The organism is Rhizobium sp. ZX09, assembly GCF_017357485.1.
Lineage (GTDB): Bacteria > Pseudomonadota > Alphaproteobacteria > Rhizobiales > Rhizobiaceae > Agrobacterium > Agrobacterium pusense.
Map to the genome: position 1 here is coordinate 2083308 of NZ_CP031363.1, position 26573 is coordinate 2109880.

28 protein-coding genes and 1 tRNA gene are annotated in these 26573 nt (G+C 56.8%); 18 read left to right on the forward strand and 11 right to left on the reverse strand.

All coding sequences use genetic code 11. The features are described from left to right. Nucleotides 1–56: 56 nt before the first annotated feature. From BTN45_RS10420 to BTN45_RS10450, 7 genes are all read left to right on the forward strand, one after another. On the forward strand, nt 57–1466 hold the full coding sequence (locus BTN45_RS10420; protein WP_022556767.1) for a circularly permuted type 2 ATP-grasp protein: 1410 nt from the start codon (nt 57–59) through the stop codon (nt 1464–1466). Between the two features lie 3 nt (nt 1467–1469). Continuing rightward, nucleotides 1470–2411: an alpha-E domain-containing protein gene (locus BTN45_RS10425; protein WP_004443135.1), complete on the forward strand. Its 942-nt coding sequence runs from the start codon at nt 1470–1472 to the stop codon at nt 2409–2411. A 21-nt stretch (nt 2412–2432) separates the two neighbouring features. Then, entirely contained in the window at nt 2433–3254 is an 822-nt protein-coding gene (locus BTN45_RS10430) for a transglutaminase family protein (protein ID WP_004443136.1), read from the forward strand. A 4-nt stretch (nt 3255–3258) separates the two neighbouring features. After that, a complete protein-coding gene (locus tag BTN45_RS10435) occupies nt 3259–3855 on the forward strand; it encodes a class I SAM-dependent methyltransferase (RefSeq protein ID WP_207587600.1) in 597 nt (198 codons plus the stop codon). Nucleotides 3856–3971: 116 nt separating this feature from the next. Beyond that, nucleotides 3972–4430, forward strand: coding sequence for a GNAT family N-acetyltransferase (locus BTN45_RS10440; RefSeq protein ID WP_035210644.1), 459 nt, complete (start codon nt 3972–3974; stop codon nt 4428–4430). A gap of 55 nt (nt 4431–4485) precedes the next feature. Further along, nucleotides 4486–4902 carry a VOC family protein gene (locus BTN45_RS10445; RefSeq protein WP_207587611.1) on the forward strand — a complete coding sequence of 139 codons (417 nt, stop codon included), beginning with the start codon at nt 4486–4488 and terminating at the stop codon, nt 4900–4902. Nucleotides 4903–4925: 23 nt separating this feature from the next. Further along, nucleotides 4926–5561, forward strand: a complete 636-nt coding sequence (locus tag BTN45_RS10450; protein WP_207587613.1) for a histidine phosphatase family protein — start codon at nt 4926–4928, stop codon at nt 5559–5561. Nucleotides 5562–5772: 211 nt separating this feature from the next. Here BTN45_RS10450 and araD1 read toward each other — a convergent pair whose 3' ends face one another. The 4 genes from araD1 to chvE all read right to left on the reverse strand — a co-directional run bounded on the left by araD1 (nt 5773) and on the right by chvE (nt 10774). Continuing rightward, on the reverse strand, nt 5773–6768 hold the full coding sequence (gene araD1, locus BTN45_RS10455) for a 2-keto-3-deoxy-L-arabinonate dehydratase AraD1 (RefSeq protein ID WP_207587615.1): 996 nt from the start codon (nt 6766–6768) through the stop codon (nt 5773–5775). 119 nt (nt 6769–6887) lie between these two features. Next, nucleotides 6888–8084: a sugar ABC transporter permease GguB gene (gene gguB, locus BTN45_RS10460; RefSeq protein WP_004443145.1), complete on the reverse strand. Its 1197-nt coding sequence runs from the start codon at nt 8082–8084 to the stop codon at nt 6888–6890. After that, complete coding sequence (gguA, locus tag BTN45_RS10465) at nt 8081–9619, reverse strand: sugar ABC transporter ATP-binding protein GguA (protein ID WP_022556773.1); 1539 nt, start codon at nt 9617–9619, stop codon at nt 8081–8083. The genes gguB and gguA overlap by 4 nt, the downstream gene beginning before the upstream one ends. Nucleotides 9620–9709: 90 nt before the next feature. After that, nucleotides 9710–10774: a sugar ABC transporter substrate-binding protein ChvE gene (gene chvE / locus BTN45_RS10470; RefSeq protein WP_004443148.1), complete on the reverse strand. Its 1065-nt coding sequence runs from the start codon at nt 10772–10774 to the stop codon at nt 9710–9712. Between the two features lie 254 nt (nt 10775–11028). Here chvE and BTN45_RS10475 point away from each other — a divergent pair, with 254 nt between their 5' ends. Together BTN45_RS10475 and BTN45_RS10480 are read left to right on the forward strand one after the other, a co-directional pair. Further along, nucleotides 11029–12033, forward strand: coding sequence for a LysR family transcriptional regulator (locus tag BTN45_RS10475; RefSeq protein ID WP_004443150.1), 1005 nt, complete (start codon nt 11029–11031; stop codon nt 12031–12033). Between the two features lie 71 nt (nt 12034–12104). Continuing rightward, nucleotides 12105–12587 carry a hypothetical protein gene (locus BTN45_RS10480; protein ID WP_112766648.1) on the forward strand — a complete coding sequence of 161 codons (483 nt, stop codon included), beginning with the start codon at nt 12105–12107 and terminating at the stop codon, nt 12585–12587. A gap of 46 nt (nt 12588–12633) precedes the next feature. Here BTN45_RS10480 and BTN45_RS10485 read toward each other — a convergent pair whose 3' ends face one another. Then, nucleotides 12634–12897 carry a hypothetical protein gene (locus BTN45_RS10485; RefSeq protein WP_006699583.1) on the reverse strand — a complete coding sequence of 88 codons (264 nt, stop codon included), beginning with the start codon at nt 12895–12897 and terminating at the stop codon, nt 12634–12636. Nucleotides 12898–13134: 237 nt separating this feature from the next. Continuing rightward, nucleotides 13135–13641, reverse strand: a complete 507-nt coding sequence (locus BTN45_RS10490; protein ID WP_112766649.1) for a MarR family winged helix-turn-helix transcriptional regulator — start codon at nt 13639–13641, stop codon at nt 13135–13137. Nucleotides 13642–14161: 520 nt separating this feature from the next. Between BTN45_RS10490 and BTN45_RS10495 the strand changes: the two genes are divergently transcribed. Beyond that, nucleotides 14162–14238 (forward strand) — tRNA-Arg (locus BTN45_RS10495). A 203-nt stretch (nt 14239–14441) separates the two neighbouring features. Further along, nucleotides 14442–15902 (forward strand): site-specific integrase, encoded by a 1461-nt coding sequence (locus BTN45_RS10500; RefSeq protein ID WP_207587617.1) that lies wholly within the window; start codon nt 14442–14444, stop codon nt 15900–15902. Between the two features lie 97 nt (nt 15903–15999). On the opposite strand, the gene BTN45_RS10505 is transcribed toward BTN45_RS10500, so the two are convergent. Further along, the gene (locus tag BTN45_RS10505) at nt 16000–16833 is read right to left on the reverse strand and encodes a zinc ribbon domain-containing protein (RefSeq protein WP_207587619.1); all 834 of its coding nucleotides are present in this window, start codon (nt 16831–16833) and stop codon (nt 16000–16002) included. Between the two features lie 28 nt (nt 16834–16861). Next, complete coding sequence (locus tag BTN45_RS10510) at nt 16862–17638, reverse strand: recombinase family protein (RefSeq protein WP_207587621.1); 777 nt, start codon at nt 17636–17638, stop codon at nt 16862–16864. Between the two features lie 272 nt (nt 17639–17910). On the opposite strand from BTN45_RS10510, the gene BTN45_RS10515 reads away from it, so the two are divergent. The 4 genes from BTN45_RS10515 to BTN45_RS10530 all read left to right on the forward strand — a co-directional run bounded on the left by BTN45_RS10515 (nt 17911) and on the right by BTN45_RS10530 (nt 21572). Further along, nucleotides 17911–18558 carry a hypothetical protein gene (locus BTN45_RS10515; protein ID WP_207587623.1) on the forward strand — a complete coding sequence of 216 codons (648 nt, stop codon included), beginning with the start codon at nt 17911–17913 and terminating at the stop codon, nt 18556–18558. A 232-nt stretch (nt 18559–18790) separates the two neighbouring features. Then, the gene (locus BTN45_RS10520) at nt 18791–20527 is read left to right on the forward strand and encodes a flagellin (RefSeq protein WP_207587625.1); all 1737 of its coding nucleotides are present in this window, start codon (nt 18791–18793) and stop codon (nt 20525–20527) included. Between the two features lie 144 nt (nt 20528–20671). Beyond that, nucleotides 20672–21118 (forward strand): DUF6641 family protein, encoded by a 447-nt coding sequence (locus tag BTN45_RS10525; protein WP_207587627.1) that lies wholly within the window; start codon nt 20672–20674, stop codon nt 21116–21118. Between the two features lie 259 nt (nt 21119–21377). Next, nucleotides 21378–21572 carry a hypothetical protein gene (locus BTN45_RS10530; RefSeq protein WP_146617401.1) on the forward strand — a complete coding sequence of 65 codons (195 nt, stop codon included), beginning with the start codon at nt 21378–21380 and terminating at the stop codon, nt 21570–21572. Here BTN45_RS10530 and BTN45_RS10535 read toward each other — a convergent pair. Then, nucleotides 21553–22248, reverse strand: a complete 696-nt coding sequence (locus BTN45_RS10535) for a hypothetical protein (RefSeq protein WP_207587629.1) — start codon at nt 22246–22248, stop codon at nt 21553–21555. The two genes, BTN45_RS10530 and BTN45_RS10535, sit on opposite strands and share 20 nt — an antisense overlap. A gap of 17 nt (nt 22249–22265) precedes the next feature. Here BTN45_RS10535 and BTN45_RS10540 point away from each other — a divergent pair, with 17 nt between their 5' ends. Next, nucleotides 22266–23057 carry a DUF2958 domain-containing protein gene (locus tag BTN45_RS10540; RefSeq protein WP_207587637.1) on the forward strand — a complete coding sequence of 264 codons (792 nt, stop codon included), beginning with the start codon at nt 22266–22268 and terminating at the stop codon, nt 23055–23057. 13 nt (nt 23058–23070) lie between these two features. Here BTN45_RS10540 and BTN45_RS10545 read toward each other — a convergent pair whose 3' ends face one another. Further along, nucleotides 23071–24459, reverse strand: a complete 1389-nt coding sequence (locus BTN45_RS10545) for a hypothetical protein (protein ID WP_207587639.1) — start codon at nt 24457–24459, stop codon at nt 23071–23073. 96 nt (nt 24460–24555) lie between these two features. Between BTN45_RS10545 and BTN45_RS10550 the strand changes: the two genes are divergently transcribed. Next, a complete protein-coding gene (locus tag BTN45_RS10550; protein ID WP_207587641.1) occupies nt 24556–24831 on the forward strand; it encodes a DUF6626 family protein in 276 nt (91 codons plus the stop codon). A gap of 71 nt (nt 24832–24902) precedes the next feature. Continuing rightward, nucleotides 24903–25925, forward strand: a complete 1023-nt coding sequence (locus tag BTN45_RS10555; RefSeq protein WP_207587643.1) for an ABC transporter substrate-binding protein — start codon at nt 24903–24905, stop codon at nt 25923–25925. Between the two features lie 116 nt (nt 25926–26041). Here BTN45_RS10555 and BTN45_RS10560 read toward each other — a convergent pair whose 3' ends face one another. Then, nucleotides 26042–26500, reverse strand: a complete 459-nt coding sequence (locus BTN45_RS10560; protein WP_207587645.1) for a hypothetical protein — start codon at nt 26498–26500, stop codon at nt 26042–26044. Nucleotides 26501–26573 lie beyond the last annotated feature (73 nt).

Here is a 26573-nt window from a genome sequence, read left to right on the forward strand (position 1 = left end):
AGTTCTTGCATTGCATTTGTCGTTGTATTCATATGGCAAAAAAGGGGACATCGAAGTTGGCATTTGACGAAATGATAAATGCGGACAACACGCCGCGAAGCCCATATGAAAACTATAACGAATGGTACAGCCGGCAGGACAGGGCGCACCTGATCCAGAAATCAAAAGACGCGGAAAACATCTTCAGAAAAACCGGCATTACTTTCGCAGTCTATGGCCACGCCGATAGTTCAGAAAAACTGATACCCTTCGATATTATCCCGCGCATCATCTCCGGCCGTGAGTGGCGCAAACTGGCCCAGGGCATCGAACAGCGTGTTCTCGCCCTCAATGCTTTCCTCGACGATATCTACCACAAACAGGAAATCATCCGCGCCGGGCGCATCCCCCGTGAGATCATCGAAAAGAACGAAGCCTTCCTGCCGGAAATGATCGGCTTCACGCCGCCTGGCGGGGTCTACACCCATATCGTCGGCACGGATATCGTCCGCACCGGCGAAGACCAGTTCTATGTTCTGGAAGACAATGCCCGCACACCGTCAGGTGTCAGCTACATGCTGGAAAACCGCGAAACGATGATGCAGATGTTCCCGGAACTTTTCCATGAAAACCGCGTGCGACGGGTGGAGGATTACCCCTATCTGCTGCGCCAGTCGCTTGCCTCGCTCGCCCCTCCGGGCTGCACCGGCAAGCCGCGCGTCGCGGTGCTGACCCCCGGCATCTATAATTCCGCCTACTACGAGCACTCGTTCCTCGCCGACATGATGGGTGTGGAACTGGTGGAAGGTTCCGACCTTCGCGTCATGGACGGCAAGGTGAAGATGCGCACGACACGCGGTTATGAGGCCATCGACGTTCTCTACCGCCGCGTCGACGACGACTTCCTCGACCCGCTGACTTTTCGGCCGGATTCGGCGCTTGGCGTTCCCGGCATCATGGATGTCTATCGCGCCGGCAACATCACCATCGCCAACGCCCCCGGCACCGGCATTTCCGACGACAAGGCGATCTATTCCTACATGCCCGAGATCGTCGAATTTTATACCGGCCGCAAGCCGCTCCTGGAAAACGTGCCGACCTGGCGCTGTTCCGAGCCGGACAGCCTGAAATACGTTCTCGACAACCTTGCCGATCTCGTCGTCAAGGAGGTCCACGGTTCAGGCGGTTACGGCATGCTGGTCGGCCCCACCGCATCGAAAAAGGAACGGGCGCTGTTTGCCGAAAAGCTGAGAGCACGCCCCTCCAACTACATTGCACAGCCGACGCTGTCGCTCTCCACCGTGCCGATCATGGTCAAGAACGGCATCGCGCCGCGCCATGTCGATCTGCGTCCTTATGTCCTTGTTTCGGACAAGGTGCAGATCATTCCCGGCGGCCTGACCCGCGTTGCGCTCAAGCAGGGCTCGCTGGTGGTCAATTCCAGCCAGGGCGGCGGCACCAAGGATACGTGGGTACTGGAGGATTAAGCCATGCTGGGCAGAACGGCAAACGGGCTCTACTGGATGTTCCGGTATATCGAGCGCGCTGAAAACATCGCCCGGCTCATCGATGCGGGCCTGCGCGTTTCACTGACGCGCTCAGGCAGCGGCGACGAGGATTGGGACGGCGTGCTGCAAAGCGCGGGCGTGCATGAGGAATTCCTCGAAACACGCGAAAAGGTGACGGCGGCAAATGCTATCGATTATCTTCTTCGCGAGAAATCGAACCCATCCAGCGTCATGTCCTGCATCGAAGCGGGGCGCAACAATGCCCGCATGGTGCGCACGGCGTTGACGCGCGAGACATGGGAAGCCACCAACGAATTCTGGATCGAGCTGAAGAACATCCTCGGCCGCAAGCTCAACCATGCGGAACTGCCGCAGACCATCGACGTGATCAAACACCGTGCCGGTCTGGTGCGCGGCGCCTTCCACGGTTCAATGCTGCGCAACGATCTCTACAATTTCTCCCGTATCGGCACCTTCATCGAACGCGCCGACAATACGGCGCGCATTCTCGACGTCAAATATTACGTGCTGCTGCCAGCTGTGGCGCATGTCGGCTCATCGCTCGACAATGCGCAATGGGAATCCATTCTGCGCTCGGTTTCGGCCCACCGTTCCTATGGCTGGGTCTATGATGCGGAATACAAACCGGCCAACATCGCCGACTTCCTCATTCTTAATGGACGCATGCCGCGTTCGCTTGCCTATTGTTACGAGAAGATCGCCAGCAACCTCAATTACATCGCCGAGGACTACAGCGAGCGGCACAAGGCACACGATACGGCGGAAAGCATCCGCGACAGTCTGCGCGCGACCACCATCGCCCGGGTCATGGACGAGGGCCTGCACGAGTTTCTGGAAAGATTCGTCCATCGGAACGGGCAACTGGGACAGGAAATCACGGAAGGCTACCGCTTCTATCAATGAGCGCGTAGACGGGGACAGCTTATGCGTCTGAAAATCACCCATACGACGGAATATGTCTATGACGAGCCGATGCCCTATGCCTTGCAGCGGCTGCGCCTGACACCGCAGACCGGCCCGAGCCAGACGGTGGAGGACTGGGATGTCTCGGTCGATGGCGCGACCGTCGAAGTGACCTATGACGACCATTTCGGCAATCGCGTCGCGCTGGTGGAAACGGAAGGCCCACAGCAGCGGGTCAAAGTGGTGGCGAGCGGCACGGTGAACACGCAGGACAAGGCCGGCGTGTTCGGTCACCACATCGGCAACGCGCCGCTCTGGCTCTTCCTGCGGGAAACGCCGCGGACCAAACCGGGAAAGCTGGTACGCGAACTGGTGAAGGTGAGCGTCGGCGAGAGCGAGCTTGCCCGCCTCCACAATCTCATGGAAAACATTCACGGCAAGGTGGAGTATGTTCCCGGCTCCACCGACATCGAAACCACGGCCGAAGCGGCACTGGAGGCTGGCAGGGGCGTCTGTCAGGACCACGCCCATATTCTCATTTCCGCTGCCCGGCAGATGGGCCTGCCTGCCCGTTATGTATCCGGTTATCTGATGATGGAGGCGGTGGAGGAACAAACCGCTACCCACGCCTGGGCCGAGGTGCATCTGCAGGGCCTTGGATGGGTCGGCTTCGACGCCGCCAACAATATCTGCCCCGATGACCGTTATGTCCGCATCGCATCCGGTCTCTGCTATCGCGATTGCGCGCCTATATCTGGCATGCGCATCGGCCCGGCCGGTGAGACGCTGAGCGTTTCAGTTACCGTGCAGCAATCGCAGAGCCAGAGCCAGTCCCAGAGCTGAGATCATGGCCGCCAGAGACGACGATACGATCGGTTTCTATACTGACAACGCAACCGCCTATACCACCCGCGGACAGGCGGCGGACCGCCCGCATCTCAAGACATTCCTGTCGCAGTTGGAAAAAGGCGCCAGCATTCTCGAGCTAGGATGCGGCGGCGGGCAGGACAGCGAATATATGCTGGCAGCCGGTTTCGACGTGCATCCCACCGATGGAACGCCCGATATAGCGAAGGCTGCGGAAGCCCGACTCGGCATTCCTGTCAGGACATTGCTGTTCGAAAATATCGATGAGGTCGGGCGCTATCACGGCGTCTGGGCCAATGCCTGCCTGCTGCACGTGCCACGCCCTGCCCTGCGCGGCATCATCGGCCGCATCCACACGGCACTGAAACAGGGCGGCGTCTTTTATGCGAGCTTCAAGGCCGGAGAGGCTGAAGGACGCGATACGTTCGGCCGCTATTACAATTATCCGTCCGGGTCATGGCTGGAGGAGCTTTACGGGCACTATGACTGGACGGGCGTAGAGATCGAAGCCCGGCAGGGAAGCGGTTACGACAAGCTGCCGACAGACTGGCTGCATGTCATGGCCAAAAAGCACTGACCAACCGCGACAGGTTGACGGTTGCAAAAAGGCGCAGCACCCGTTTTAATCGCCGTTCTCAATTGAAAGCATGATCCGGTTTATCCTTTTGGGACAAAACCGGCCGGGAGACGGCATTGTACAGCATTTCCGACTATCGCGACTGCCAGTCGCATGGACCCATCATAGCAGAAAGGGTCTGGACGGCGTGGTGGCAGGATAGCGGCCTCAAGGTGGGCGATGTCCTCGAGCACCTGAAAGAGATGACAAATCCTCACGCCCTCCCCACCGGTTTCGTCGCCCATGATGGCGACGCCTATGTCGGCTCCGCTTTTCTCATTCATTGCGATCTCGAGGAGCGCCCGCACTATCTTCCCTGGGTCGCGGCCCTGTGGGTGGAAGAAGACCGCCGACGCTCTGGCGTGGCGCGCGCGTTGATGCAGGCCGCAACAAAAAGGGCCGCCGAACTCGGTCACGAGACGTGCTACCTCTGCTGCGAGGCAAGTCTTGAGGACTATTACCTCAACTGCGGCTGGACCATCCTCGAACGGGGCGTCGGCAAGCACGATCTTACGGTGCTGACCTACAAGACATGACGCCGCCCGCCGCCTACCCATCATTCCTGACCACATCTCGACCATAGGAGGCACCATGCAACCGCCAACAGCCATCATGGAAACCGCGATCTATGTGAATGATCTCGAAGCCGCCGAGGCTTTTTACCGCGATGTCTTCGGGCTGGAGATCATCCGCAAGGTGCCCGGAAGCTTCGTCTTTTTCAGATGCGGGCAGCAGGTACTGCTGGTTTTCGACCCCGAGAAGTCGCGCAAGGCCGATCCCGATATTCCCATCCCTCGCCATGGCACGGCAGGTGAAGGCCACTTCTGCTTTTACGCAAGGGACAAATCGGAGGTAGACGGCTGGAAAGCGCACTTCGAAACGCTCGGGATTCCTATCGAGCACTATCACCGCTGGCCGAATGATAGCTATTCCGTCTATATCCGCGACCCCTCCGGGAACTCGGTGGAAGTGGGAGAAGGCAAGCTCTGGGGATTTGAACAGGGCTGACCGCAAAGAAGCAGGACACCACCGTGAAGACCATCTATGTCGTAACTCATCCTCAGTCGGTCCACCATGTCGAGAACCGGGTCGGCGGCTGGTATGATACCGAACTGACGCCGCACGGCAGGACCGATGCCAGGGCGGCGGCTGGCAGACTGGCGACGCTGGTCGGTGGTGAGCCCGTGGAAATCTTCACCTCCGACCTGCTTCGCGCCTCGCAGACCGCAGAAATCATCGCGGAACGCTTCGGGCAGCCAATGGAGACCATGCGTGGCCTCAGGGAAATGAGCTACGGTGAGGCCGAAGGCATGCCGCAGCAATGGCTTGATGAGCGTCAAATCCCGGCACCACACCATAATCGCCTTGACCATCGTGGCGGTATTGCCGATGGCGAGACGAGACGCGAATTTGCTGAAAGGGTGTATCGAGCCGTAAACATGATCATCGCGCGGCCCTGTGCCACGCAGATCATCGTGACCCATGGCTTCGCCCTGACCTTCGTCATCGCGGCATGGATCAAGATGCCGATCGACAGCGCCGGTTATGTCAGCTTTCCGGCGCGCTCCGGCAGCATCACCCATTTGAAGGAAGACGATTACTGGCAGAACCGCGCCGTCGTTTCACTGGCGGATGTTTCGCATCTGCAGGATTTTGCCTCGCGATAGCGATAGCGACATTTGCTCGTGATCAGTTGACGCAGACAATATGACCTGCGTCATTCCGGCCTTGAGCCGGAAACCAGCCGACGCGCGTCTGCGCGGAGAAAAGGCTCTTTTCAGCCCAAAGACTCGGGCTGGCTGGATACCGGCTCAGGGCCGGTATGACGAATAGAGGGAGCAATTGCTCCCTCTATCATTCCCAAAGATCGCCCGCAGATCAGATCTGCCGAACCACGATCTCTTCTTCCGCATCGACCGCCAGCGGGTTCTTCAGCGGCAGGCCGAAACCGGCAGCTTCGATTTCGAAGACGTCGCCCTCTTCCGGCTTGATACCTTCGGCGAAGGAAAGCGTTGCCGTGCCGAACATGTGCACATGCACATCGCCAGGCGCACGGAACAGGCCGTATTTGAAGTGGTGATATTCGAGGTTCGCGAAGGTATGGGACATGTTGTCTTCACCCGATACGAACGGCTTTTCGAAGATGACCTTATCGCCGCGGCGGATGCGCGAGGTGCCGCGAATATCGGACGGCGGAGCTCCGACGCGAATTTCCGGGCCGAAGCTTGCCGGGCGCAGCTTGGAATGGGCGAGGTAGAGATAGTTGATCCGCTCGGTGACGTGATCGGAAAACTCGTTCGAGACGGCAAAGCCGATACGCACCGCTTCACCCTTGTCGGAAATCACGTAGATGCCTGCCATCTCAGGCTCTTCGCCGCCATCCAGCGCAAACGAAGGCGAGGTGAGCGCCGCACCGGGCGCTGCCGCCACATGGCCGTTGCCCTTGTAGAACCACTCGGGCTGAACGCCCTTTTCACCGGCCTTCGGCTTGCCGTTTTCCAGACCCATGCGGAACATCTTCATGGAGTCCGTCAGGCTTTCCTCGGCGGCTTCCGTGGTTTTCTTGTGCATGCTGTCGCGGGTCGCGGCCGAACCGAGATGGGTAAGGCCAGTGCCGGTCAGATGCAGATGAGCCGGATCGGGATGGGTGATCGGCGGCAGGAAGCGACCTTCGGCATAAGCCTTTTCAAGATCGACGGCATCGCCCAGACCATGCGCGGAAATGATATCTGCAAGGTTCTTGCCGCCATTGGCGGCTTCCATGGCAATCGCATAAACGGACTCTGCGCCCTTGACTGCGCGTGCCTCTCCGCCTTCTTCGCGAACCGCTACGGTGATGTTGCCGCTGGCATCTTTAATCTGTGAAATGAGCACGGGATTTCCTTCCTCCGGCGCAGTGCGCCTTTATCTCTTCTACGCGGCGCCTTGCGCCTGCATCTTATGAAAGTGGCCGGAAACCGGCCACTTTTTGGACTGCGATAGGGGTGAGCCGATCAGCCCTTGTTCTTGTTGTAGACGTCGAAGAACACGGCGGCGAGCAGCACGAGGCCCTTGACCATCTGCTGGAAGTCGATGCCGAGACCGACGATCGACATGCCGTTGTTCATGACACCCATGATGAAGGCGCCAATGACCGCGCCGGTGATCTTGCCAACGCCGCCGGATGCCGAAGCACCACCGATGAAGCAGGCCGCGATCACGTCAAGCTCGAAGCCCACGCCGGCCTTCGGCGTTGCCGAGTTGAGGCGGGTCGCGATGATCATGCCGGCGAGACCAGCCAGAACGCCCATGTTGACGAAGGTCAGGAAGCTCAGGCGTTCGGTGTTGATACCCGAAAGCTTGGTCGCCTTTTCATTGCCGCCCATGGCGTAAATGCGACGGCCGATCGTCGTGCGACGCGTCACGAAGCTGTAGAGCGCAACGAGAGCAAGCATCACGATCAGCACGTTCGGCAGGCCGCGATAGGTGGAAAGCTGGTAGCCAAGAAACAGGATCGCGGCCGAAATCAGCAGGTTCTGGGCGATGAAGAAACCGAAAGGCTCGACATCGATGCCATGCTTCACATTCACGACACGGCGACGCCATGCCAGATAGAACAGCACGACGGTAATCAGCACCGTCAGGATCATTGAGGTGGTGTTGAGACCTTCAATGCCGCCGATATCGGGTAGGAAGCCGGTGCTGATAATCTGGAAATCGGTCGGGAACGGACCGATGTTCTTGCCGCCGAGCACGAAGAGCGTCAGGCCGCGGAACACCAGCATGCCCGCCAGCGTCACGATGAAGGACGGGATGCGGTGATAGGCGATCCAGTAACCCTGGGCCGCACCGATGATGCCGCCGATGACGAGACAAATCAGTGCCGCCAGAAAGGGGTTCATGCCCCATTGCACGGTCAATATGGCCGCGATCGCGCCGACGAAGGCGACGATGGAACCGACCGAAAGGTCGATATGCCCGGCCACGATGACAAGCAGCATGCCCAGCGCCATGATGACGATGAACGAGTTCTGCAGGATGAGGTTGGTCAGGTTCACGGGGCGGAACAGGATGCCGCCGGTGTAGAACTGGAAGAAAACCATGATGGCGACGAGCGCGATCAGCATGCCATATTCGCGGATATTGGAGCGAATATAGGATGTGACCGAGACGACGTTACTTTCTTCGTTTGTTGTGTTTGCCGAACTCATGAGTTCTTCTCCCCTGAGCGCATGATAGCGCGCATGATGCTTTCCTGGCTCGCCTCTCCCTTCGGCAATTCAGCGACGATGCGGCCTTCGTTCATGACGTAGATGCGGTCGCAATTGCCGAGCAGTTCGGGCATTTCCGATGAGATCATCAGAACGCCTTTACCATCGGCAGCGAGCTGGTTGATGATGGTGTAGATTTCATATTTCGCGCCGACATCGATACCGCGGGTCGGTTCATCGAGGATCAGGACATCAGGGTTGGAGAACAGCCATTTGGAGAGCACAACCTTCTGCTGGTTGCCGCCCGAAAGGTTGACCGTTTCCTGAAAGATGCCCGACGAGCGGATGCGCAGGCGCGTGCGGAAATCGCTCGCCACCTTCATTTCCTTGATGTCGTCGATGATGCTGGCATTCGAGACGCCGGCAAGATTGGCGAGTGTGGTATTGTGCAGGATGTTGTCGTTGAGCACGAGACCGAGATGTTTGCGGTCCTCCGTGACATAGGCAAGACCGGCATCGATTGCCTTGCGCACGGTGCTGACGTCAACTGGCTTGCCGTTGATCAGCACTTCACCGGTGATCTTGTGGCCATAGGACTTGCCGAACACGCTCATCGCAAATTCGGTGCGCCCTGCCCCCATCAGGCCAGCAATACCGACGACTTCGCCCTTGCGCACGGTGACGTTGATATCATGCAGAACCTGGCGGTCGCGGTGCTGCTGGTGATAGGCGTTCCAGTTCTTCACTTCGAGAATGGTTTCGCCGATCGGCACGTCGCGCGGCGGATAACGATCTTCGAGATCGCGGCCCACCATGTTGCGGATGATGACGTCCTCGCTGATTTCTTCCTTGTGACAGTCGAGCGTCTTCACCGTCATGCCGTCGCGCAGCACGGTGATCTGGTCGGCCACCTTGCGCACTTCATTCAGCTTGTGGGTGATGATGATCGAGGTCATGCCCTGCTTGCGGAATTCCATCAGCAGGTTCAACAGCGCCTCGGAATCGCTTTCGTTCAGCGAAGCGGTCGGCTCATCAAGGATAAGCAGCTTCACGCTTTTCGACAGCGCCTTGGCGATTTCGACCAGCTGCTGCTTGCCGACGCCAATATCGGTGATCAGCGTCTCCGGTGATTCCTTCAGGCCCACTTTCTTCAGAAGTTCGCGGGTACGGTTGAAGGTCTCCTGCCAGCTGATCACGCCGTTCGAGGCGACCTCGTTGCCAAGGAAGATGTTTTCCGCAATCGACAGGAGCGGCACGAGCGCCAGTTCCTGGTGAATGATGATGATACCAATATCTTCACTGTCGTTGATGGCGCGAAAGTTTCGCACGGCGCCTTCATAGTGGATTTCGCCCTCATAGGTGCCGGCGGGGTAAACACCGGAAAGGACCTTCATCAAGGTCGACTTTCCCGCGCCGTTCTCACCGACGAGTGCGTGGATCTCACCTTCCTTAACCTTGAGGTTGACGTTCTCAAGCGCTTTCACGCCCGGAAACGTCTTGGTGATGTTCCGCATTTCGAGAATGGTATTGGCCATATCGCAATCCAGCGCCCGATTAATTCCGGCGTTTTTATTTTTATGGAAAAACGGGGATGACGCCAAGCCATCCCCGCATGTGTATCAGGCTTATTTCAGCTGGTCTTCCTTGTAGTAACCGCCATCGACGAGAACCTGCTTGTAGTTCTCCTTGGTTACTGCAACCGGCTTCAGCAGGTAGGACGGAACAACCTTGACGCCATTTTCATAGGTCTTGGTGTCGTTCACTTCAGGCTCCTTGCCCTGCATAACGGCATTCACCATGTTCACGGTAACCTTCGCGAGTTCGCGGGTGTCCTTGAAGATGGTGGAATACTGTTCGCCGGCAATGATCGACTTCACGGACGGGATTTCAGCGTCCTGACCGGAAACGACCGGCAGCGGCTGATCCTTCGTGCCATAACCAACGCCCTTCAGCGAGGAGATGATGCCGATGGAAAGACCGTCATAAGGCGACAGAACGGCGTCAACCTTGGCGTCGGTGTAGTAGGCCGAGAGAAGGTTGTCCATGCGGGCCTGGGCCGTTGCCGGATCCCAGCGGAGCGTGCCGACCTTGTCCATGCCGGTCTGGCCGGACTTCACGACGAGCTTGCCGCTGTCGATGTAAGGCTGGAGAACAGACATAGCGCCGTCGTAGAAGAAGAAGGCGTTGTTATCATCAGGGGAGCCGCCGAAGAGTTCGATGTTGAACGGACCCTTGCCATCCTTCAGACCGAGCTTGTCGACGATCGAAGTCGCCTGCAGAACGCCAACCTGGAAGTTGTCGAAGGTGGCGTAGTAGCTGACGTCGCCGCTGTTGCGGATCAGGCGGTCATAAGCGATGACCTTGATGCCCTGCTCGCCGGCCTGCTTCAGCACGTCCGACAGCGTGGTGCCGTCGATCGAGGCGATCACGAGGACCTTGACGCCCTTGGTGACCATGTTTTCGATCTGGGAAAGCTGGTTCGGAATATCGTCGTCGGCATACTGCAGGTCGGTCGTGTAACCAGCTTCCTGAAGCTGCTTGACGATGTTGTTGCCGTCATCGATCCAGCGCGCGGAAGACTTGGTCGGCATGGCGATGCCAACAGCGCCCTTGTCCTGTGCGAAAGCCGGCACTGCGAAAGACGCAGCACCGATGGCACAAGCTGCCATCAGCGAAATAATGGACTTCATTAACTCTCTCCCTTGAGCCCTTCTCTGGACCCGCATGTTGCGGTGCACCAGGAAATTCATGCCGTCAGAGGAAGAAGCCGCGCCCTGCTCGCTCCCTTTTCGCAATTGCGAAATGGAACAGCTGCCGCTCCTCCCCGGCATTCCGCAAATTGTTCTGAATCCATATAACTGTCAAATAGAATAAATCAGTTTCCATATATCAATTATGATATATTAAATCGATACAAAAACCGATGAGGGGTATAAAATCGCGAATGAGCAACCAGAAAGTGTATGAGCAGGCGCAAACAACGGATGCCCTTTTTGTCTTTGAAGACAACCCGTTGCTGCGGGCCGGATTGAAGATGAGCCACCTGCGCATGCTGGTCATGATCGAGGAGCACGGGCAGGTCAGCGCGGCTGCCGCCGCCATGAACATGACGCAGCCGGCGGCCTCGCGCATGCTCTCGGAAATGGAAGCGATCGTCAAATCGCCGCTCTGTCAGAGAGCATCGCGCGGTGTGGTTCTGACGAAGTTCGGCGAGGCGCTGGCGCGACGGGCGCGCACCATATTGCTGGAGCTGCGTGAGGCGAGTCGCGAACTCAATCAGATGAAGTCCGGCAGCGGCGGATCCGTTTTCATCGGCGCGGTGACCGCGCCCGCCATCAGCCTCGTGGTTCCCGCCATAAGACGGGCCATGGACACCTATCCCGGCATTGAAATCAATGTTCAGGTGGAGAGCAGCAACGTGCTGGCGCGGGAATTGCTGGCTGCGCGCCACGATTTCATCATCGGCCGCATACCGGATGACTTTGATCCAGGCCTGTTCTCCATCCACGAAATCGGCATTGAGCGCGCCTGTCTGGTGGTGCGCGAAGGCCACCCGCTTCTGGGCGGCGATCCCGTCACCCTGCAGGATCTTTCCGGTTACGACTGGGTGTTCCAGCCCCCTGGCGCGCTTTTGCGGCGCACCATGGAGGATGTCTTCCTTACCCACGGCGTCGCCATGCCGCGCAACGTCATCAACACGCCATCCGTGGTTCTCACGCTTGCGCTTGTCTGCAACACCGATGCCATTGCGCCGATTGCGCAGGACATGGCCGAATTCGTGGCCGGCCAGCGGGCCGATATCGGCCGGACCCGCATATTGCCGACGGATTTCGAACTGGTCGTCAAGCCCTACAGCATCATCACCACCAAGGGGCGCGTCCTGCCGCCCAGCGCCCGCCTGCTTTACGATCTGGTGCTGGATGAAAGCCGCAAGCTGACTGCCCAGTGACGGCGGCAAGCCAGACGCCACCTTCATCCGCTACAAGGGCCGGAAATCGTGACCGGCGAAGGAACAGCCGTATGCTCTTCGGACAATCCGTTTTCCAGTCTGTCGTCGAAAGACTGGAGCAGGAGAAAGAAGACGAAGGCGCAGAGCCGCCCCCGCCCGCGGATCACCGCATTGCCGGCTTCAGCTCAGGCTTCGTTGTCGATACGCATATCGAAGCGCCGGCGGCTGCGAACGGCAATCTCGACGCTTATCTCGCCTTCCTGGAAGACCCCGCGCCACCGGCGGAACCCCAGCCGGAACCGGAGAGCGAACCGGAACCGATGCCGGCCCACCTCGAAAAGACCTCACTTGCCGATGTTTCGGCGGAACTGGCGATCCAGGAGACCGACACTGCGGCAACGCTCGCGGAAAAGCGCCGCGCCTTCGCCCGCCTCAATCATCCCGACCGGGTGAAACCGCAGTTCCGGCACAATGCGACACTGCGCATGACGGCAGCCAATCTCCTGATCGACCAGGCGCTCCGCATGCTTCGGATGCGAGAGCATTTCCGGTAAGAGGCGGGCAGCTCAAGACAGGCGATGAACGGAAAATCGCGACGCGTCAGCCGGCATCGTCCTTATCGGTGGGTGGATTTTCGGCGGCGGGCGCAACCGCCCCGTCCCCACCCTTGTCGCCGTCGCTTGCGGGTTTGAATTTTACCAACAGTTCATAGGCCGCATAGACGCCTATGCCGCCCACGACGGTTCCCCAGAAAAACTCGCGATTGACGAATTCGATGACAGCCCATGCCACACAGAAACCGACGATGAGCAACCGCACCCACAGGGGACGATAAAGCGGATGACTCGTATCGATATTCAGCATGGTGTTTCCGTCTCTGGCTTTTCCGGTCAGTCGCTCGCTGCCGCGCGGGCACCGCATGGCACGGGGATTCCATGCGTCTTGACCGTTTCGCAGACAAATTGCAACGCAAATCGGACCGAGGGATATCAGGCTGCCGTGATGGAGATCACCGGAAACCGGGGGTGCCGTGCCACCACGGATGAAATCCGCCGCCCCTTCCGCCCAGCATTGCCGATGGGGAAACACCGGCGACAGACGTCAGTCGCGCAGGCGGCCGAGCAGCGCCAGCAATTGGTCGCGGGCCTTCTTGCCGCCGATACGGTCGATCAGCTTTTCCTCGCGGTCGCGCCAGACATCGGAAAGGCGCTCGAGAAGACGGCTACCCTCGGCCGTCATGTCGAGGAAATGAACGCGCCTGTCCTCTTCCGACCTGCGGCGGACGAGCAGACCTTTCTCTTCCATGCTGTCGACGATGGCAACGAAATTGGCCCGCTGGATGCCGAGCGCCTCGGCCACATCGCTTTGTTTAAGACCCGGATTTCCGCCAACGATGACGAGAACGGAAAAATCGGCCGGCCGCAATGCCTGCTCCGCCAGCACATCGGAAAAACCGTTTGCCACGGCAAGTTGCGAGTGCCGCAAATGGTAGCTGATCGCAGTCGTCAGCAAACCGTAATCGATCGCGGTGAGATGCGTCGTTTGCGCGCTGCCGCTTTCGACCTTTTCCGTCCGCGGCCCGTTGCTATGTGCCAATCGCAAAGCCATCCGATCCCCCGCCTGATTCGTCCTTTACCCTGCCAAAATCATAACTGACAATGTCACGAAACTGTATCCTAAATAAATGTAGATGATACTAATATTGTATAAGAATTTGACAGTTAATGGCCGGAAACCCAATGTAGCCCGCCATCTGGCGACAAAATCTGCGCCGAAAGCATGACTATTTACCCGCCAATTTTGAGGGGCCGGAACCGCGGGGCCACCCTTGTCTGGCAGGCATACGGGCACTCCGGCCCACGACGGATGAACATGCTGAAACTGCATGCGGGACCCGTGACAAGCTACTACTTATAAGTGAAATCGATTTCCGCGAGACCTGGGACGCCAAACGACGCAGCCCCGCGCGCAAAGTCGCCAAAAACCCGCAAGCCCCCACTTCCGACCCTCTTCACCCTGCGGTCTCGAAAACTGGCAAGGTTTCGCAAATCTTGGATTTTTAGTCATTGATGCGGAAAGAAAGCTAGGGTATGAACCAACCGCTGCACGCGATTCAAGCGTGACCGCTGCACCCGTAGCTCAGCTGGATAGAGTGTTGGATTCCGATTCCAAAGGTCGTAGGTTCGAATCCTACCGGGTGCGCCACTGAACTAATTGATTTTATTGACATATCAGCTTTCGCTTGCCCTCGCGCGCAACGGAAATATGTTAGCTCAGTCTTAGCTCAGCAGCGCATGCCGTTCGGAATTTCTCAATGATTTCAATGTAGCGTCCCGGGGCTCGGACACGGAGTTAGCGCAGTTTCAGCGCAGCGCTCCGACCGAAGTAACTCCGTTGGAGCCCAGGTTATGTTGCAGCGTACCGAATCGCCGAATACCCCTTTCACGCTTTTCCAGCGCGAAGGCACCCGCAATTGGTCCATGCGCTTTTCGCTCGGCGGCAGGCAGATCAAGAAGTCGCTCGGCATCGCTGACTATGATTCTGCTCTCCAGCGCGCGAACGAGATCTACCACGAGCAAAAGTATCGGCATAAACAAGGCCTGTCGCTGGTTCAGCATCCCTTCTGTCAGGTTGCCGAGGAGTTTATCGAAAAAGTGTGCGCGGAAGCGGAGCGCGGCGAACGCAGCCATTATCACCCGACATTCTGGCCCCCGATCATTCGGCGCTTTCCCGTCGCCTACTTCGCGGACAAGGCCATCGACCTCATCACGACCGTTGATGTCGAACGGTATTTGGAATGGCGAAAGACCTATTGGACGACCGGACCGGGATCGAAGATCGAAAAAATCCGCTGCGAGCGAGAAGATGGTCGTGTTTTCACTCGCGCAGCACCGCGTAAAGTCGCAGCGTTGGCAACCATGAAAGGCGAAATGGTCATCATTCGCGAGCTTTTTCGGCAGGCAGCGCGATGGGGATATTGCAAACCTTTGGAACTCCCCACGGTCGACGCAAGGAAGAAGCCCGACAATCGCCGCCCCGGCTTCAAACCGGAGGAATACGAGAAGCTCATCACCAAAAGTACCGAACGGATCAACGAGCATCATTCGAAGCTCAAGGTCATCAAGGCGAAGGATGGGCGCGTCTGGACGCAAAAGGCCGTTACCGAGGGCATTCGCGCTGACCGCGTTCGGCTGCATGCCTATATCGAACTGATGGCCAATTCCGGCCTGCGCCCGACAGAGGCCAAGAACCTCACATGGGGTGACATTTCTCTTTTCCGCGAAACACGCCATCTGCCGTTGCATCAACAGGATGCGCGTTTGGCGGTTCATGGCAAGAGCAAGCATGGCAGCACCGTGCCGCTCTATGGCGCACTGTCGGCGCTCGGTATGCTTTGGAACCTGTTCGTCAACGACATGGGCCGCGAGCCGCGGGACGACGATCCGGTTTTTGTGGATGAGAAAGGCAACCGCATCCTGTCATTCAAGAAGAGCCTCAACGCCTTGCTGATTGCGGCGGGGTTGGAGAAGGACAATCGCGGCGTTCGTCGCACGTCATATTCATTCCGGCACTTCTATATCTCGCAGATGCTCGCCAACAACGTTTCCGTTCACCACGTTGCACGCAATACCCGCACGTCACTCGCGATGATCGACAAGCATTATGCACAGGTGAACACCGAGCAGATCAAAGACTTCCTACGGCCCGGACAGGAGGAATATGCCAATGAGCCTGTCCTGCTCGATGATGATGCCTACGCTGAAATCAAGCTTCTCGAAAAGCGCATCGAAGAGTTGAAGCGCGGAAGCAAGGACGGGTCCACGGAGCAACAAATCGTAAAGCGGTACGCCGAGAAACGAGCCGGATAGGCCGAGCCCTGCGGCGGATGACTTCGCGACTTTTGCGACATTTCAGGCGGAAAAGTTCGTGCGAACGAACTTTTCGCATGGGGACGCCCACCGATATTCACGCCGCAAATGCCCGGAACAGTGCGCTAATCATTCCGTCTTTCACCCTGTAGGCGGACACGCCGTTTTCTATGACCACGACCGCCGAATAACTGATGCTGTCGAAACTGATCTCGGTGATAAGCTCCCTTATCGCGGTGTGGGCTTCTGAGCGTAGCTCGTAGCGCGTGGCTTCTTCCGCTTTTTCCCACGCCAATCGAAGCATTGCGATACGGTCGGCCATGTTGGCAGAGTTATCGTGTCGGATTGATTGGCGCTGGCGTTCTGTCTGTTGATGCCGTAACTCTGCCTCGACCGTTTGCCGTTCGCTCTGCCTCGTCCTGAGCAGATTGAGAATAGCCTCCGGCGGCTCGTTGTCGTCTTCAATGGCCTGAGCCAGCCGCTGCTCCTTGCTGCGCAGCCCATCCAGTTGCAGCGTCAACCCGGCAATGGCCTCATCAAGCTCCCGCTGAGTGTCATCGAACCTTGACGCTTGCAGCGTTTCCGCGAGATTTATCTCCTTGACGTGATCGAGGATGACTGCCTCCAACGGCTTGTACCGGAAATGCCGCTTGCCTTCGGTGCAACGGTGCCCCCGCACATAGTTGGCACAGACGAGATAGCGCCCGTTCTCGTTACCCTTCACACGACTGAGCTTCATTGTCATCGGCCCGCCGCAGTGGGCGCAATGGCACAGGCCGGTGAAGAGATTAGCGAACGCTTCGCCTTTGCGGCCCGGTCTGCCGGGATTGCTGCGCATCGCCTGCACGCGCAGGAACAAGTCCTTGTCGATGGCGGCGGGGAAATAGTTCTCGATTGCGTCGCCATCCGGTACACGCTTGCCGTCCTCCATGCGATGGGGCTGGAATGTGCCGATGACATCATGCCGAGAAAAGCAACGCCTTGATGATGCTCTGATACCAGCCGTCCTTGCTCTTGAAGGCCGGAACGCCATCCGCATTGAGCTTGCGTGCGATTACCGTCGCGCCGAGACCGCGCGTTGCCATTTCGTAGATTGCCTTCACCGCTTCTGCCTGATGATTCAGTGTGAACTCGTATCGGTTCGCATCGATCCGTCGGGCGTCAATCCATGCGGGTGATAATCCGGTAATATGGCCTTTGCCTTCGCGGGCCTGCTCCCGTTTGCGCTTGGCAACCGCCTTGATGCGTTCGCTTTTCGTCTGACTCTCCTCATGGCCGCGCGACATTACCGCAAGTCCGATGATGAGTTTCGTCCAGTCACCATTGAGCCTATCGCGGCTGTAAATCTGCCGGTCCTCGCCGAGCGTCACGATGACGATGCCCGCATTGATGATCGCCATGAACAATGTCAACGCATCCGGCACGGCCTCCCGCGATAGCCGGTCGAGACTTTCGATCAGCAGATAGCTGCCCTTGGGGATTTCGCCACTTTCTACCATGGACAGAAACCGACCGAGTGCACCGGTCTTGAAGTTCCTGCCCTTCCATGCGCTGACAACCAAGTCCTGCAAGCTGTCATCCAGAAGCAGAGAGTGTTCGTTCGCAAAGGCTTTCGATCGCTCAAGCTGCCGACGCAAGCTATCGCCGCGAAGCTGCTTACGGGTGCTCATACGCACGTAGGAATAGGCCCGCACCGGACCCGATGAATGTTGATTGCCGGGAAAATCGTCCTGCATGACCGCCTCCTTTGCGTCGGACCGCTAACACCAGAGGCGGTGAGGTTCGAGCGCGAGGCGAGCGGGGTGTAAACAGCTAAGTCGGCGTCCCGTCAAGTGTTTTTGCACTCGGCGAAAATTTGTATCTTGTTAACCGAGCAGGCCGCAGTAATCTCAATGTAGAAAGCGGCGATTTGCGCCGCGTCTTCTCAACCTATTCCCGCAAGCCGAAGCATTACGCGAATTCGGCTGACGGATGCAGAAACGCCTGACGGGAGGTCGCGCTTACTGAAATGAGCAAAGAACGCTCTGAAACGCACGATCTGGCCCGACAGCTTTTTCGTGATCAAAAGAAAGTGCTGGATCTCATCAAGAGGGATCGCCCCGGCTCGGGTTTTGCAACCGCTGTTTTTCGTTTGTTTGGTGACAAACCCGAGTGCGGGAAGACAGTCAGGATCGGCAAGCATGAATTCAAATATTCAAGCCATGAGAAAAGCCTTGTGAGTTTTCTGCCTGCGCGGTGGCGAGAAGAACTGGATAAAACCAAGGGAGCATGGTCCGGCTGCGAAAACTGGTGGGCAGGCTATCCGCTAATTGCTTGGGTAGAGATACGGGCCGCCGATGACGGAACGACGGCGCACCTCAAGCTGCATGCGGAAGTCGGCCCTGTTTCAGACCATAAAGTTCGAAAGGGGATTATCGAGGCGATCAGGGTGGCGGCATCTGCGAAAGGCTTGGAACGAATTCAGTTCCCGGTCGGAGCCTCTGACAAGGGGCACCTCTATTCACGATTCTTGCGTGAGAACTCAATCGCTGTCAGCGATATTCGCAGCGCAGACGAAATCGAGAAAAAGTTTGCTGAGATTATCGCTCGCTTCGAGCCGGAGTTCGAATTGGTTTCGAGCATCATACCGAAGTTGCCGCCCGCCAGTGCTCCGTAGATTTCATCGTCGTTAACTTCCCGTTAATCCTCTTTAATGCAATAACGTTGATGAAAATGCTCGATTCCCGTCGGGCAGCCCTGAGGTAAGAGTAGCCTCGTTCTTAGGGTGACGGTCCCGCCATTATGGCGGGCACCCTTTGTGGTTAACCGTAGAAGTGTCCTTTCATTGCTGGCTCAAAGCAGACCGTTGACGCGGACTGCAAGCCAGCGCATGGGCTCGGACGGTTACCATGACCAGCATCTTGACGAATATCGCAGCCATGGCCGCGCTGCAAACCCTGCGAACAATCGGCGCGAGCATGGCCGACACACAACGGCAGGTAAGCTCAGGGCTGCGGGTACAAAGGGCGTCAGATAACGCTGCTTATTGGTCTATTGCCACAACTATGCGATCAGATAACATGGCGACCGCAGCCGTCCATGATGCACTTGGATTAGGTGCGGCCAAAGTAGATACGGCCTACGCCGGCACTGAGGCGATCGTGGAAATCCTCGAGAAATTCAAGGCGCGTCTCGTAGCGGCTACAGAGGAAGGGGTCGACAGGTCCAAGATCCAAGAAGAGCTTGCGCAACTTAATGCCCAAGCAGAGAACGTCGTTTCGTCATCCAGTTTCAGTGGCGTTAACTGGCTAAAGACTGATGAACCCGCTCATCTTTCCGAAGCGGCTGCCCTGACCTCCTCAGTGGTCTCCTCGTTCGTGCGATCAGATAGCGGCTCCGTTGCTGTTAAGAAGATGAACGTCGACCTGAAGACCACCAGCATGCTGAACGCCGGCGGCGGGGGCATCCTGCAGAAGGACGTCAGCGGTGTCGGCGACATTGGAGGGTTTGCCGATGCGAGTATGAACGCCTACGCGCACAACGGTCACGAGATACACGACTTCACCGGCCCTGCGACCTTCGGTGCAACCGACTACATCGAGTTCTCCGTCGTGGTGGACGCGTTCGGAGCAGATGCGGGTGCGACGTTCTCAAATCTTCGGATAGACAAGACCATCGTCGATGCCGCGCTGAGCACGACGGACGGCACGATCAACGACGCGTTTGACATGGGCAAAGTGCTGCAGTGGGTATTTACCGCCAATAGCGTGCCAGCATGGTCGATAGTGCCTCCTGCCTTTACCGGATTTGGCGTCGGCGCCACGCGCTTCGAGCTCGGTTCAGCTGAAACATCTGCCCACATAGGTTCGAGTATCGATGTAATCGGTGTTACGTCGGATTTCGGAGGGGTCCATCCTGCAGGCTTCGGATTAGGCCTCGAAGATGCGCCGCCACCCGGGCTGAATCACGACAACATGATCCCCAAGGGAGTGGTCACCTTCACGGAGCCCTTTGACTTGCGCGGAACGGCAGAAATCCTTTTCGACGTCCAGGTGAATGGAGGCGCCGTGCAGACGGTGAGGATTGATAAGGCATCGGTTGATGCTGCGCTCGGTACCACCGACGGACACGTCGGCGACCGCGACGACTTTGCAACAGTACTGGCCTACGTGACCGCTGGCACCGGCGTGACCGCCATCTCCAACGACTGGGAATATCCAGGTGTTATCGTGTTCACGGCCGATCCCGCCATGTATCCGGAAGCGGGCAACAAGGCCGTGCAGTTTAACGTCTCCAACGTGCGAACCAACATCCCCTGGACGCTCGATTTCGATCTGGCCGAAGTGGATGTCACCACAGACACCTTCACGATCGATGAATACATCGACGGGGTGGAGTATATGCTGGGTCGGGCCATTTCAAGCGCATCGACAATGGGCGCGATCAAGACACGCATCGATATTCAGACCAATTTCGCGGATACGCTCATGGACAGTATCGAAAAGGGTATTGGGCGCCTTGTCGATGCTGACATGAATGAGGCGTCCACTCGGCTGAAAGCATTACAGACGCAGGAACAGCTTGCAACCCAATCGCTATCAATCGCGAATACCAGCGCAGAAGGGATCCTGCAGTTATTCAGATAACTGCTACGGGTTGATCCACCGGAACTGCTGCCCAACAAAGGGCATGACCGTGTTGCCACCTGCCCGAAAACACTCTCCGCTCGCCCTTTTGCCAAACGGCTGTATTCGGGAAACACGTTCAACAGTTTCGGGAAGGATCACAGCATGTCGCACCTCAAGGCCCTCAAGCTCACCTCCGCAGTCCCGGTTCGCGCTGCCGCCGATCCGGTGCAGCGTTCGCGGGAAAAGATGATTGCGGCGCTGGCCGAGCAGAAGCAGATGGCCGAGGCGAAGATCGCCGGGCAGGCGTTCACGCCGACGCATATCGTGCGCAAGAAGAATGCCGAAGGTGTTCGTGTCGAGGTCGAAGCTCCCAAGCGCGTTCGTCAGGGCTGGTTCACCGATGGCAACGGCAAGGTGTTCTTCGCGATCCGCTATGCCGGCAAGCCCATCGAATTCGCCAAGGACAAGAACGCCATCGAGGCCGGGGAGCTTTCGGCACTGCCGAAGGTCATCGATACGCTGGTCGAGGCAGTGCGTGCTGGTGAGCTTGACGCACAGTTGACCGCCGCCGCCGTCGAATGCGGCAAGATGCTGCGCAAGTCCGCATAAACAGCGCAGTTTTTTTACCGGGTACGCATCCGAAGGACATGGGATCAAATGATCCCATGTCCTTCGTGCGTTCCTGCGATACAGGAGCGCTGTCAAAGAGCGTCGCGGACGCGCGGGTGGTGTTCCCCACTGCCACACTGCGTTTTTGCTCTTGTCCGCATTCCTTGACCCTTCTGTGCTTCTGGACGATATGGCTGGCAACACGAAATTGCCCTGCCTGTTAAACGGGATTTAAAGCATCCATCATAGCTTCAGTGTCATGGCAAAGAACGTCTATAAGTTCAGACGGATTAAATGGGGTGATCCAAGACCAAAGCTGAAAGTTCTGGTCGAAGATTTCAAACGCGCGCCATGGATTGACCGCTTATCCAGCGGAGCGTTTGTTCTGATCGTCGCACTGGCGGCTATTCTGGCGTTCGCAATTTCAGTAACGCTTACGCATCTGGTGCAATAATCATCGCTCTTGATACCGGGTGATCTGCTGGTAAAGGACAGTTCCAGAGTTCGCCTCTGGGATTACCAAATTCGTCAAAGTTGAGTGCTATGCGGACACTCTCCCTTGCCTTTTCCGCGAGGGCTATCGCGTTTTGCGCGTGGACACGGACGGCATCCGTCTTGAGGGAATACCGCACCCGTACATAGTCGTTGTTTTCTTCGAGAACTTTGAAAGCTTTCAGCATGCCTTTCTTCGGCCGCAATCCCATCTTGGTTGCAGCGGCCAGCATCGCGGGGAGATCATGCTGGAATGTGCGCAAATCTGCGATCAGCATTCCGTGCGACCGCATGTAGGTTTTCAGGAACAGTTCACATGAATGGTAAGCCAGAAGACGTGTCGGGCCATATGTCAAAGCGTGCCTTGTTTTGACGAGCGAGGCCCGGGAAGCGGCAAGGTACTCGTCCGCCAACAAGAATATGCCGAAAGGTGTCGCACCTGAACTTTCCGGGATCATGAACTTCTTTCCAACTGGAGTATAGCGGCAGTTCCCCGGAACATTATGTCTCGCCCATTTCCTGCGCAAGGCGGCATTGCAGTGGGTTACTTTTGCCTCGTGCCCGCGTTCATCCAGCCGGATAATTTTGCCCAATTCTTCGCTCGCCCTTTGCACCATCTGGAAATTTGCTTCCGCCAAAATCGAGCGGAGACCAGATGCGAGACCATTCAGATAGCGATCACCAAGACCAGCCTACGCAGTTGCAAACGGATCTGGCCTTGCTGTTTACGACCGACCTGCATGTCGAGTCCGAACGGTTCTACAAGATCAAGAGAAAAGGCACGTCGCTAAACCTGCGATATGAAATCGACGGAGAAATGCAGCAGCGTAACTATCTGTCGGCGCTGTCGTGGCGGGCGATCATGCTGTTTGCACTGACCGAGGGCAAAAACGTCACCGTCCACGAAATGGACCTGCCCGGACGATACCGGCAGATGTTCCCGAAAACCCTGCTGCGCCGTTTTCAATGGCATACGCGACAGGATGGAAATTTTCCGCCGGTCGCCCGCCTCTATGACCCCAACGGCAGTACTGTTATGCTGCTGACCCGAAGCCGCGTTTGCGGCCATGCCGTCGATGCACTGCATAATCTCACCGATGGCGGACCGGTATTTCAGCCGCTGTGGATTTCCGATATCATGGCGTTGCGCCCGATGCTCGGCATCGAATTCGTTCGCGACGAAACATTCTCGGCTTCCACGCCAATCAGCGCGTATTTGGAAGCTGCGGCCATCACCGGAGGGATTGTTGAAGAGCCAGAGCTATTCAGTCTGCCACTGACCGGCCATGTGCCTCAACTTGTCAGCCCGCCCCCATCGAAAGCGGTTCGCAGCATGTTGGAACAGGCACGCCGGGAAACCCCCATGCTACCAATGTTACGGGACCGCACCATCTACGAAGATTACTCGTTCTCCGACACTGCCGCGAACGTCGCAGAAAAAGTTTAGGGAGCGAACTTTTTCATCGCTGTGTTACACCGCTCCTCTGATCGCCATTGGCTGGCTTGACGGCGACCATGCTGCGCAGACGCTCGGACAGACTGATGACGTTTCCCGCGTATCTGGATGTCTTGCTGACAGCCAATAGATCACCAAGAGCCGTTTCGGCTTCCGGCGCAATCAAGGGCGTATCGAAGCCCCTACCAGTCCAGTTCGTATCCTGTACAATATTATTATACACAAAACGCGTTACGCCATTTCCCACATCCCAGATACCCGCATTACTCCTTGAAACACCGCGATTGTCTTCGACAACGAAAATCCCATTCATATCCGATACAACGGAATTTACTTTCATCTCATCAATATGATTTCGAGCACGAGAACGGTCGGGCATCGCATTTAACGATAATTCCCCGTCTTCAATCTCTTCACCGATTGAAATGCTCGAAGATGCGACACGTTGAACGTCATTGACCGATTTTCCCTTGGCTTGCCCGATGACAACGCGAAGCGATTGAAAGCCGGATCGCTCCAGACATAGCCAGTCCACATATGCGCGGATATCTTCGGCTGGCCACCAATTGCGTTCGGTTGGCTTTGCCTCATCGGCTTGTTCTGCCTCAATGAAGTCCTGAGCATCTGGCCGCTTGTAGTCGCACTCGATGCGGAATTTCAGGCAATAGCGGACGATATTCTGAATATTGTCGCCGGCATCGCGATATGCGCGAAATGGCTGGATATCCACCTGATATTTTGCCGTATGGGTTTCCTTGCGTAAGGCGCTGGCGATTTCTTCCGTGGTCAATATGCCCTTGCGGACAATTGCATGAAGATGCGGACGCCAGATTGTTTTGTCCGGGGCTTCCATCAACGGAAAGCCCAGCGCATCCAAAGCCAGTCGTGTGTTGCGACCACAGGTCTCGAAATCACCAAAGCTCATGCGGTCGACTTCCCACCAGCCCAGCAATTGAAAATCGTCCCAGCGAGAATCCTTCTTGCGCTGACGATCGATAAAGGTGCGAAGACGACGTTTTTCATTCTCCACGAGATCGGTCATACCGGTGAAGTCCAGTTGCGGCGGCAGCAGGATCGTTGCAAAAGCAAGCTCCTCGTTCGCTGCATCGCAGAATATCTTCTTGATGGCCTTTCCCGTTTGCACTGCGCGTTCCCGCATATGGCAGCGCGGACAAAGCGGGACACCGCAATAATCGATGTTGCCGTAATCATCGACCTCGCCACAGGTTTCCATCCAGCGTCGGGCCAGATGGTTCGCCGGAAGTGCCGCTTTCACATATTGGCGTTGAGCTTCGTTGGCCTTTGTCAGATATTTCATTTGGCGGCGTTCGTGACGGGTGAAGACACCCTTCGTCATCATATCTGCCTGTAGCTGTTCCATCCTTGTCTTCATTGAAAATCCCCTGCTGAAATAACGTGCTATTTATCCAGCACCATTTTAGCGCCGTGCCTTCTTGGAAATAAATATTTGTTTCAAGGAGATAGCAGAATGAAAATCAAAGACATCTACGAGGCATTACGGGCGGATGGGTTGACCAGTTCGCAGATGGAATTTTCGCGAATATGGCTTGGCCGTAGCCCGCGCTACTATTCGCATCTCATCGCCGTCGACCGAGAGCCGGGGCTTGCCACGCTTTGCGGAATTTCATGGCGACTGAAGCGAATGCGCTTGGACAACTATCCAGCGCTGCTTGAATTCCAGCAAAAGCTCGCCAGCGAAATCGATCGCCGGGCAATAACCGATGTTCGCCGACACCGATCTTAACTTTTGGCCAACAGCCACCTAATACAATCGCCGCGTTTATCTTCCGCATCTTTCCGTATCAGGAATTTCCAATGAACGCGCATATCTCATCCGGCAAGGCAGCGATTGTTGCCGCGCTTGCGATTTCGACGGTCTCCATCGCCTCGCCTGCCTATTCTCTCGATAAAGTCCGCTTCGGCACCGATTGGCTCGCCGAGGCTGATCATGGCGGCTTTTATCAGGCCGTCGCTGACGGCACTTATACCAAATACGGCCTCGATATCGAAATTCAACAGGGCGGGCCGGGAGCACAAAACCGCGCCCTGCTGCTAACAGGCAAGCTCGACTTCTATTTGGGCACCCAGCAGGAGCAGCTTGTCGGCATTGAGCAAGGTATACCGCTCGTTGATGTCGCCGCGTTCTACCAGAAAAACGCTCAGGTCATTTTGGCCCATCCCGACAGTGGCGTTGAGAAGTTTGAAGACCTCGCCAAACTCGAAACGATTTTCATGACACAAGGCGGGTTCGGTGCGTATTTCGAATGGATGAAGGCCAATTTCGGCGGCTTTCGTGATGATCAGTACAGGCCTTACACTTTCAGCCCTGCGCCGTTTCTCGCCGACAAGAATTCCGCCCAACAAGGCCTGATCACCGCTGAACCTTATGAGATCCAAAAGCAGACCGGCAGAGAGCCGAAGATTTTCCTGCTCGCTGACAGCGGCTACAAGCCCTATGCGACCACGATCACGGTTAAACAGAGCCTCATCGACAGCAATCCCGATCTCGTGCAGCGGTTTGTCGATGCCTCGATTGAGGGCTGGTACAACTACCTATACGGGGACAATGCAGCCGCCAATGCGCTGATTAAAGCAACCAACCCCGAAATGACAGATGGCCAGATCGAATACGCTATCGACAAGATGAAGCAATACGGGATTGTCGATTCGGGCGATGCGCTGGACAAGGGCATCGGTTGCCTCACCGCTGAGCGTTATAAATGGCTTGCCGACGAGTTGGTGAAGGTGAATTTGCTGAAGACCGACACCGACTACACCAAGGCCTTCGATACCCGCTTTTCCTGCAAGGGCGTTGGACTGTCCTTGAGGAAGTCGTAACCCATACGGAAGGCGTCGCAAAAATCGGTCGCGAAACTCAACCTTTCGCGACCATGTATTTCCCTGATTTTTCAGTTCAGGCGATTTTGCCACGAAATTCAGATATTGCGAAACGTTCAACGCGCTAAGCCAAACTGGATTTCGATGTTGTGATATGGAGACCCGGGACCGTTCCAGCCGTGATATATCTCACGACTCTCTCCTGAGTAGATATAACGGGACATATCCATTTCGGCGACAAGGGGGGCATACCCCTTCGTGAAAAGTGTTCGTAGCGAGCCTTGGTGCACTTTAGTCGCCACCATGATCGGCTCCAGATGAACAAGCTCCAGCTTTCCCTCGTAGCGCTCGGGCTTCTTTACCGGGCGGCATATTTCCCAATCGAAGAAAGTTTTGCTGTCCTTCGGCAGGTTGCGGGATATGAACAGCCACGGGCCATCAATCTCCAGCCCGGTCTCCATAATTTCCGCATCTATTTTCAAAGCATACTCCGCCGCATACTGCTTGACGTCGGGAATCCTCAAACGTTTCTTTTCGCGCAGGACCCATAAATCTGCCGTTTCCTTGATCTCCACCGTTTCCCACCTCACATAGCCAGAGAGTTCTCAGCGCGGTCAGTATTTCAATAAAAGAATGCCGTCGCCTCCA

Coding starts and splice junctions, on each gene's coding strand:
- BTN45_RS10425 (WP_004443135.1), top strand. CDS start 1,470: ATGCTGGGCAGAACGGCAAACGGGCTCTACTGGATGTTCCGGTATATC.
- BTN45_RS10430 (WP_004443136.1), top strand. CDS start 2,433: ATGCGTCTGAAAATCACCCATACGACGGAATATGTCTATGACGAGCCG.
- BTN45_RS10435 (WP_207587600.1), top strand. CDS start 3,259: ATGGCCGCCAGAGACGACGATACGATCGGTTTCTATACTGACAACGCA.
- BTN45_RS10445 (WP_207587611.1), top strand. CDS start 4,486: ATGCAACCGCCAACAGCCATCATGGAAACCGCGATCTATGTGAATGAT.
- gguB (WP_004443145.1), bottom strand. CDS start 8,084: ATGAGTTCGGCAAACACAACAAACGAAGAAAGTAACGTCGTCTCGGTC.
- gguA (WP_022556773.1), bottom strand. CDS start 9,619: ATGGCCAATACCATTCTCGAAATGCGGAACATCACCAAGACGTTTCCG.
- chvE (WP_004443148.1), bottom strand. CDS start 10,774: ATGAAGTCCATTATTTCGCTGATGGCAGCTTGTGCCATCGGTGCTGCG.
- BTN45_RS10475 (WP_004443150.1), top strand. CDS start 11,029: ATGAGCAACCAGAAAGTGTATGAGCAGGCGCAAACAACGGATGCCCTT.
- BTN45_RS10480 (WP_112766648.1), top strand. CDS start 12,105: ATGCTCTTCGGACAATCCGTTTTCCAGTCTGTCGTCGAAAGACTGGAG.
- BTN45_RS10485 (WP_006699583.1), bottom strand. CDS start 12,897: ATGCTGAATATCGATACGAGTCATCCGCTTTATCGTCCCCTGTGGGTG.
- BTN45_RS10490 (WP_112766649.1), bottom strand. CDS start 13,641: ATGGCTTTGCGATTGGCACATAGCAACGGGCCGCGGACGGAAAAGGTC.
- BTN45_RS10500 (WP_207587617.1), top strand. CDS start 14,442: ATGTTGCAGCGTACCGAATCGCCGAATACCCCTTTCACGCTTTTCCAG.
- BTN45_RS10505 (WP_207587619.1), bottom strand. CDS start 16,833: ATGGAGGACGGCAAGCGTGTACCGGATGGCGACGCAATCGAGAACTAT.
- BTN45_RS10510 (WP_207587621.1), bottom strand. CDS start 17,638: ATGCAGGACGATTTTCCCGGCAATCAACATTCATCGGGTCCGGTGCGG.
- BTN45_RS10515 (WP_207587623.1), top strand. CDS start 17,911: ATGAGCAAAGAACGCTCTGAAACGCACGATCTGGCCCGACAGCTTTTT.
- BTN45_RS10520 (WP_207587625.1), top strand. CDS start 18,791: ATGACCAGCATCTTGACGAATATCGCAGCCATGGCCGCGCTGCAAACC.
- BTN45_RS10525 (WP_207587627.1), top strand. CDS start 20,672: ATGTCGCACCTCAAGGCCCTCAAGCTCACCTCCGCAGTCCCGGTTCGC.
- BTN45_RS10530 (WP_146617401.1), top strand. CDS start 21,378: ATGGCAAAGAACGTCTATAAGTTCAGACGGATTAAATGGGGTGATCCA.
- BTN45_RS10540 (WP_207587637.1), top strand. CDS start 22,266: ATGCGAGACCATTCAGATAGCGATCACCAAGACCAGCCTACGCAGTTG.
- BTN45_RS10545 (WP_207587639.1), bottom strand. CDS start 24,459: ATGAAGACAAGGATGGAACAGCTACAGGCAGATATGATGACGAAGGGT.
- BTN45_RS10550 (WP_207587641.1), top strand. CDS start 24,556: ATGAAAATCAAAGACATCTACGAGGCATTACGGGCGGATGGGTTGACC.
- BTN45_RS10555 (WP_207587643.1), top strand. CDS start 24,903: ATGAACGCGCATATCTCATCCGGCAAGGCAGCGATTGTTGCCGCGCTT.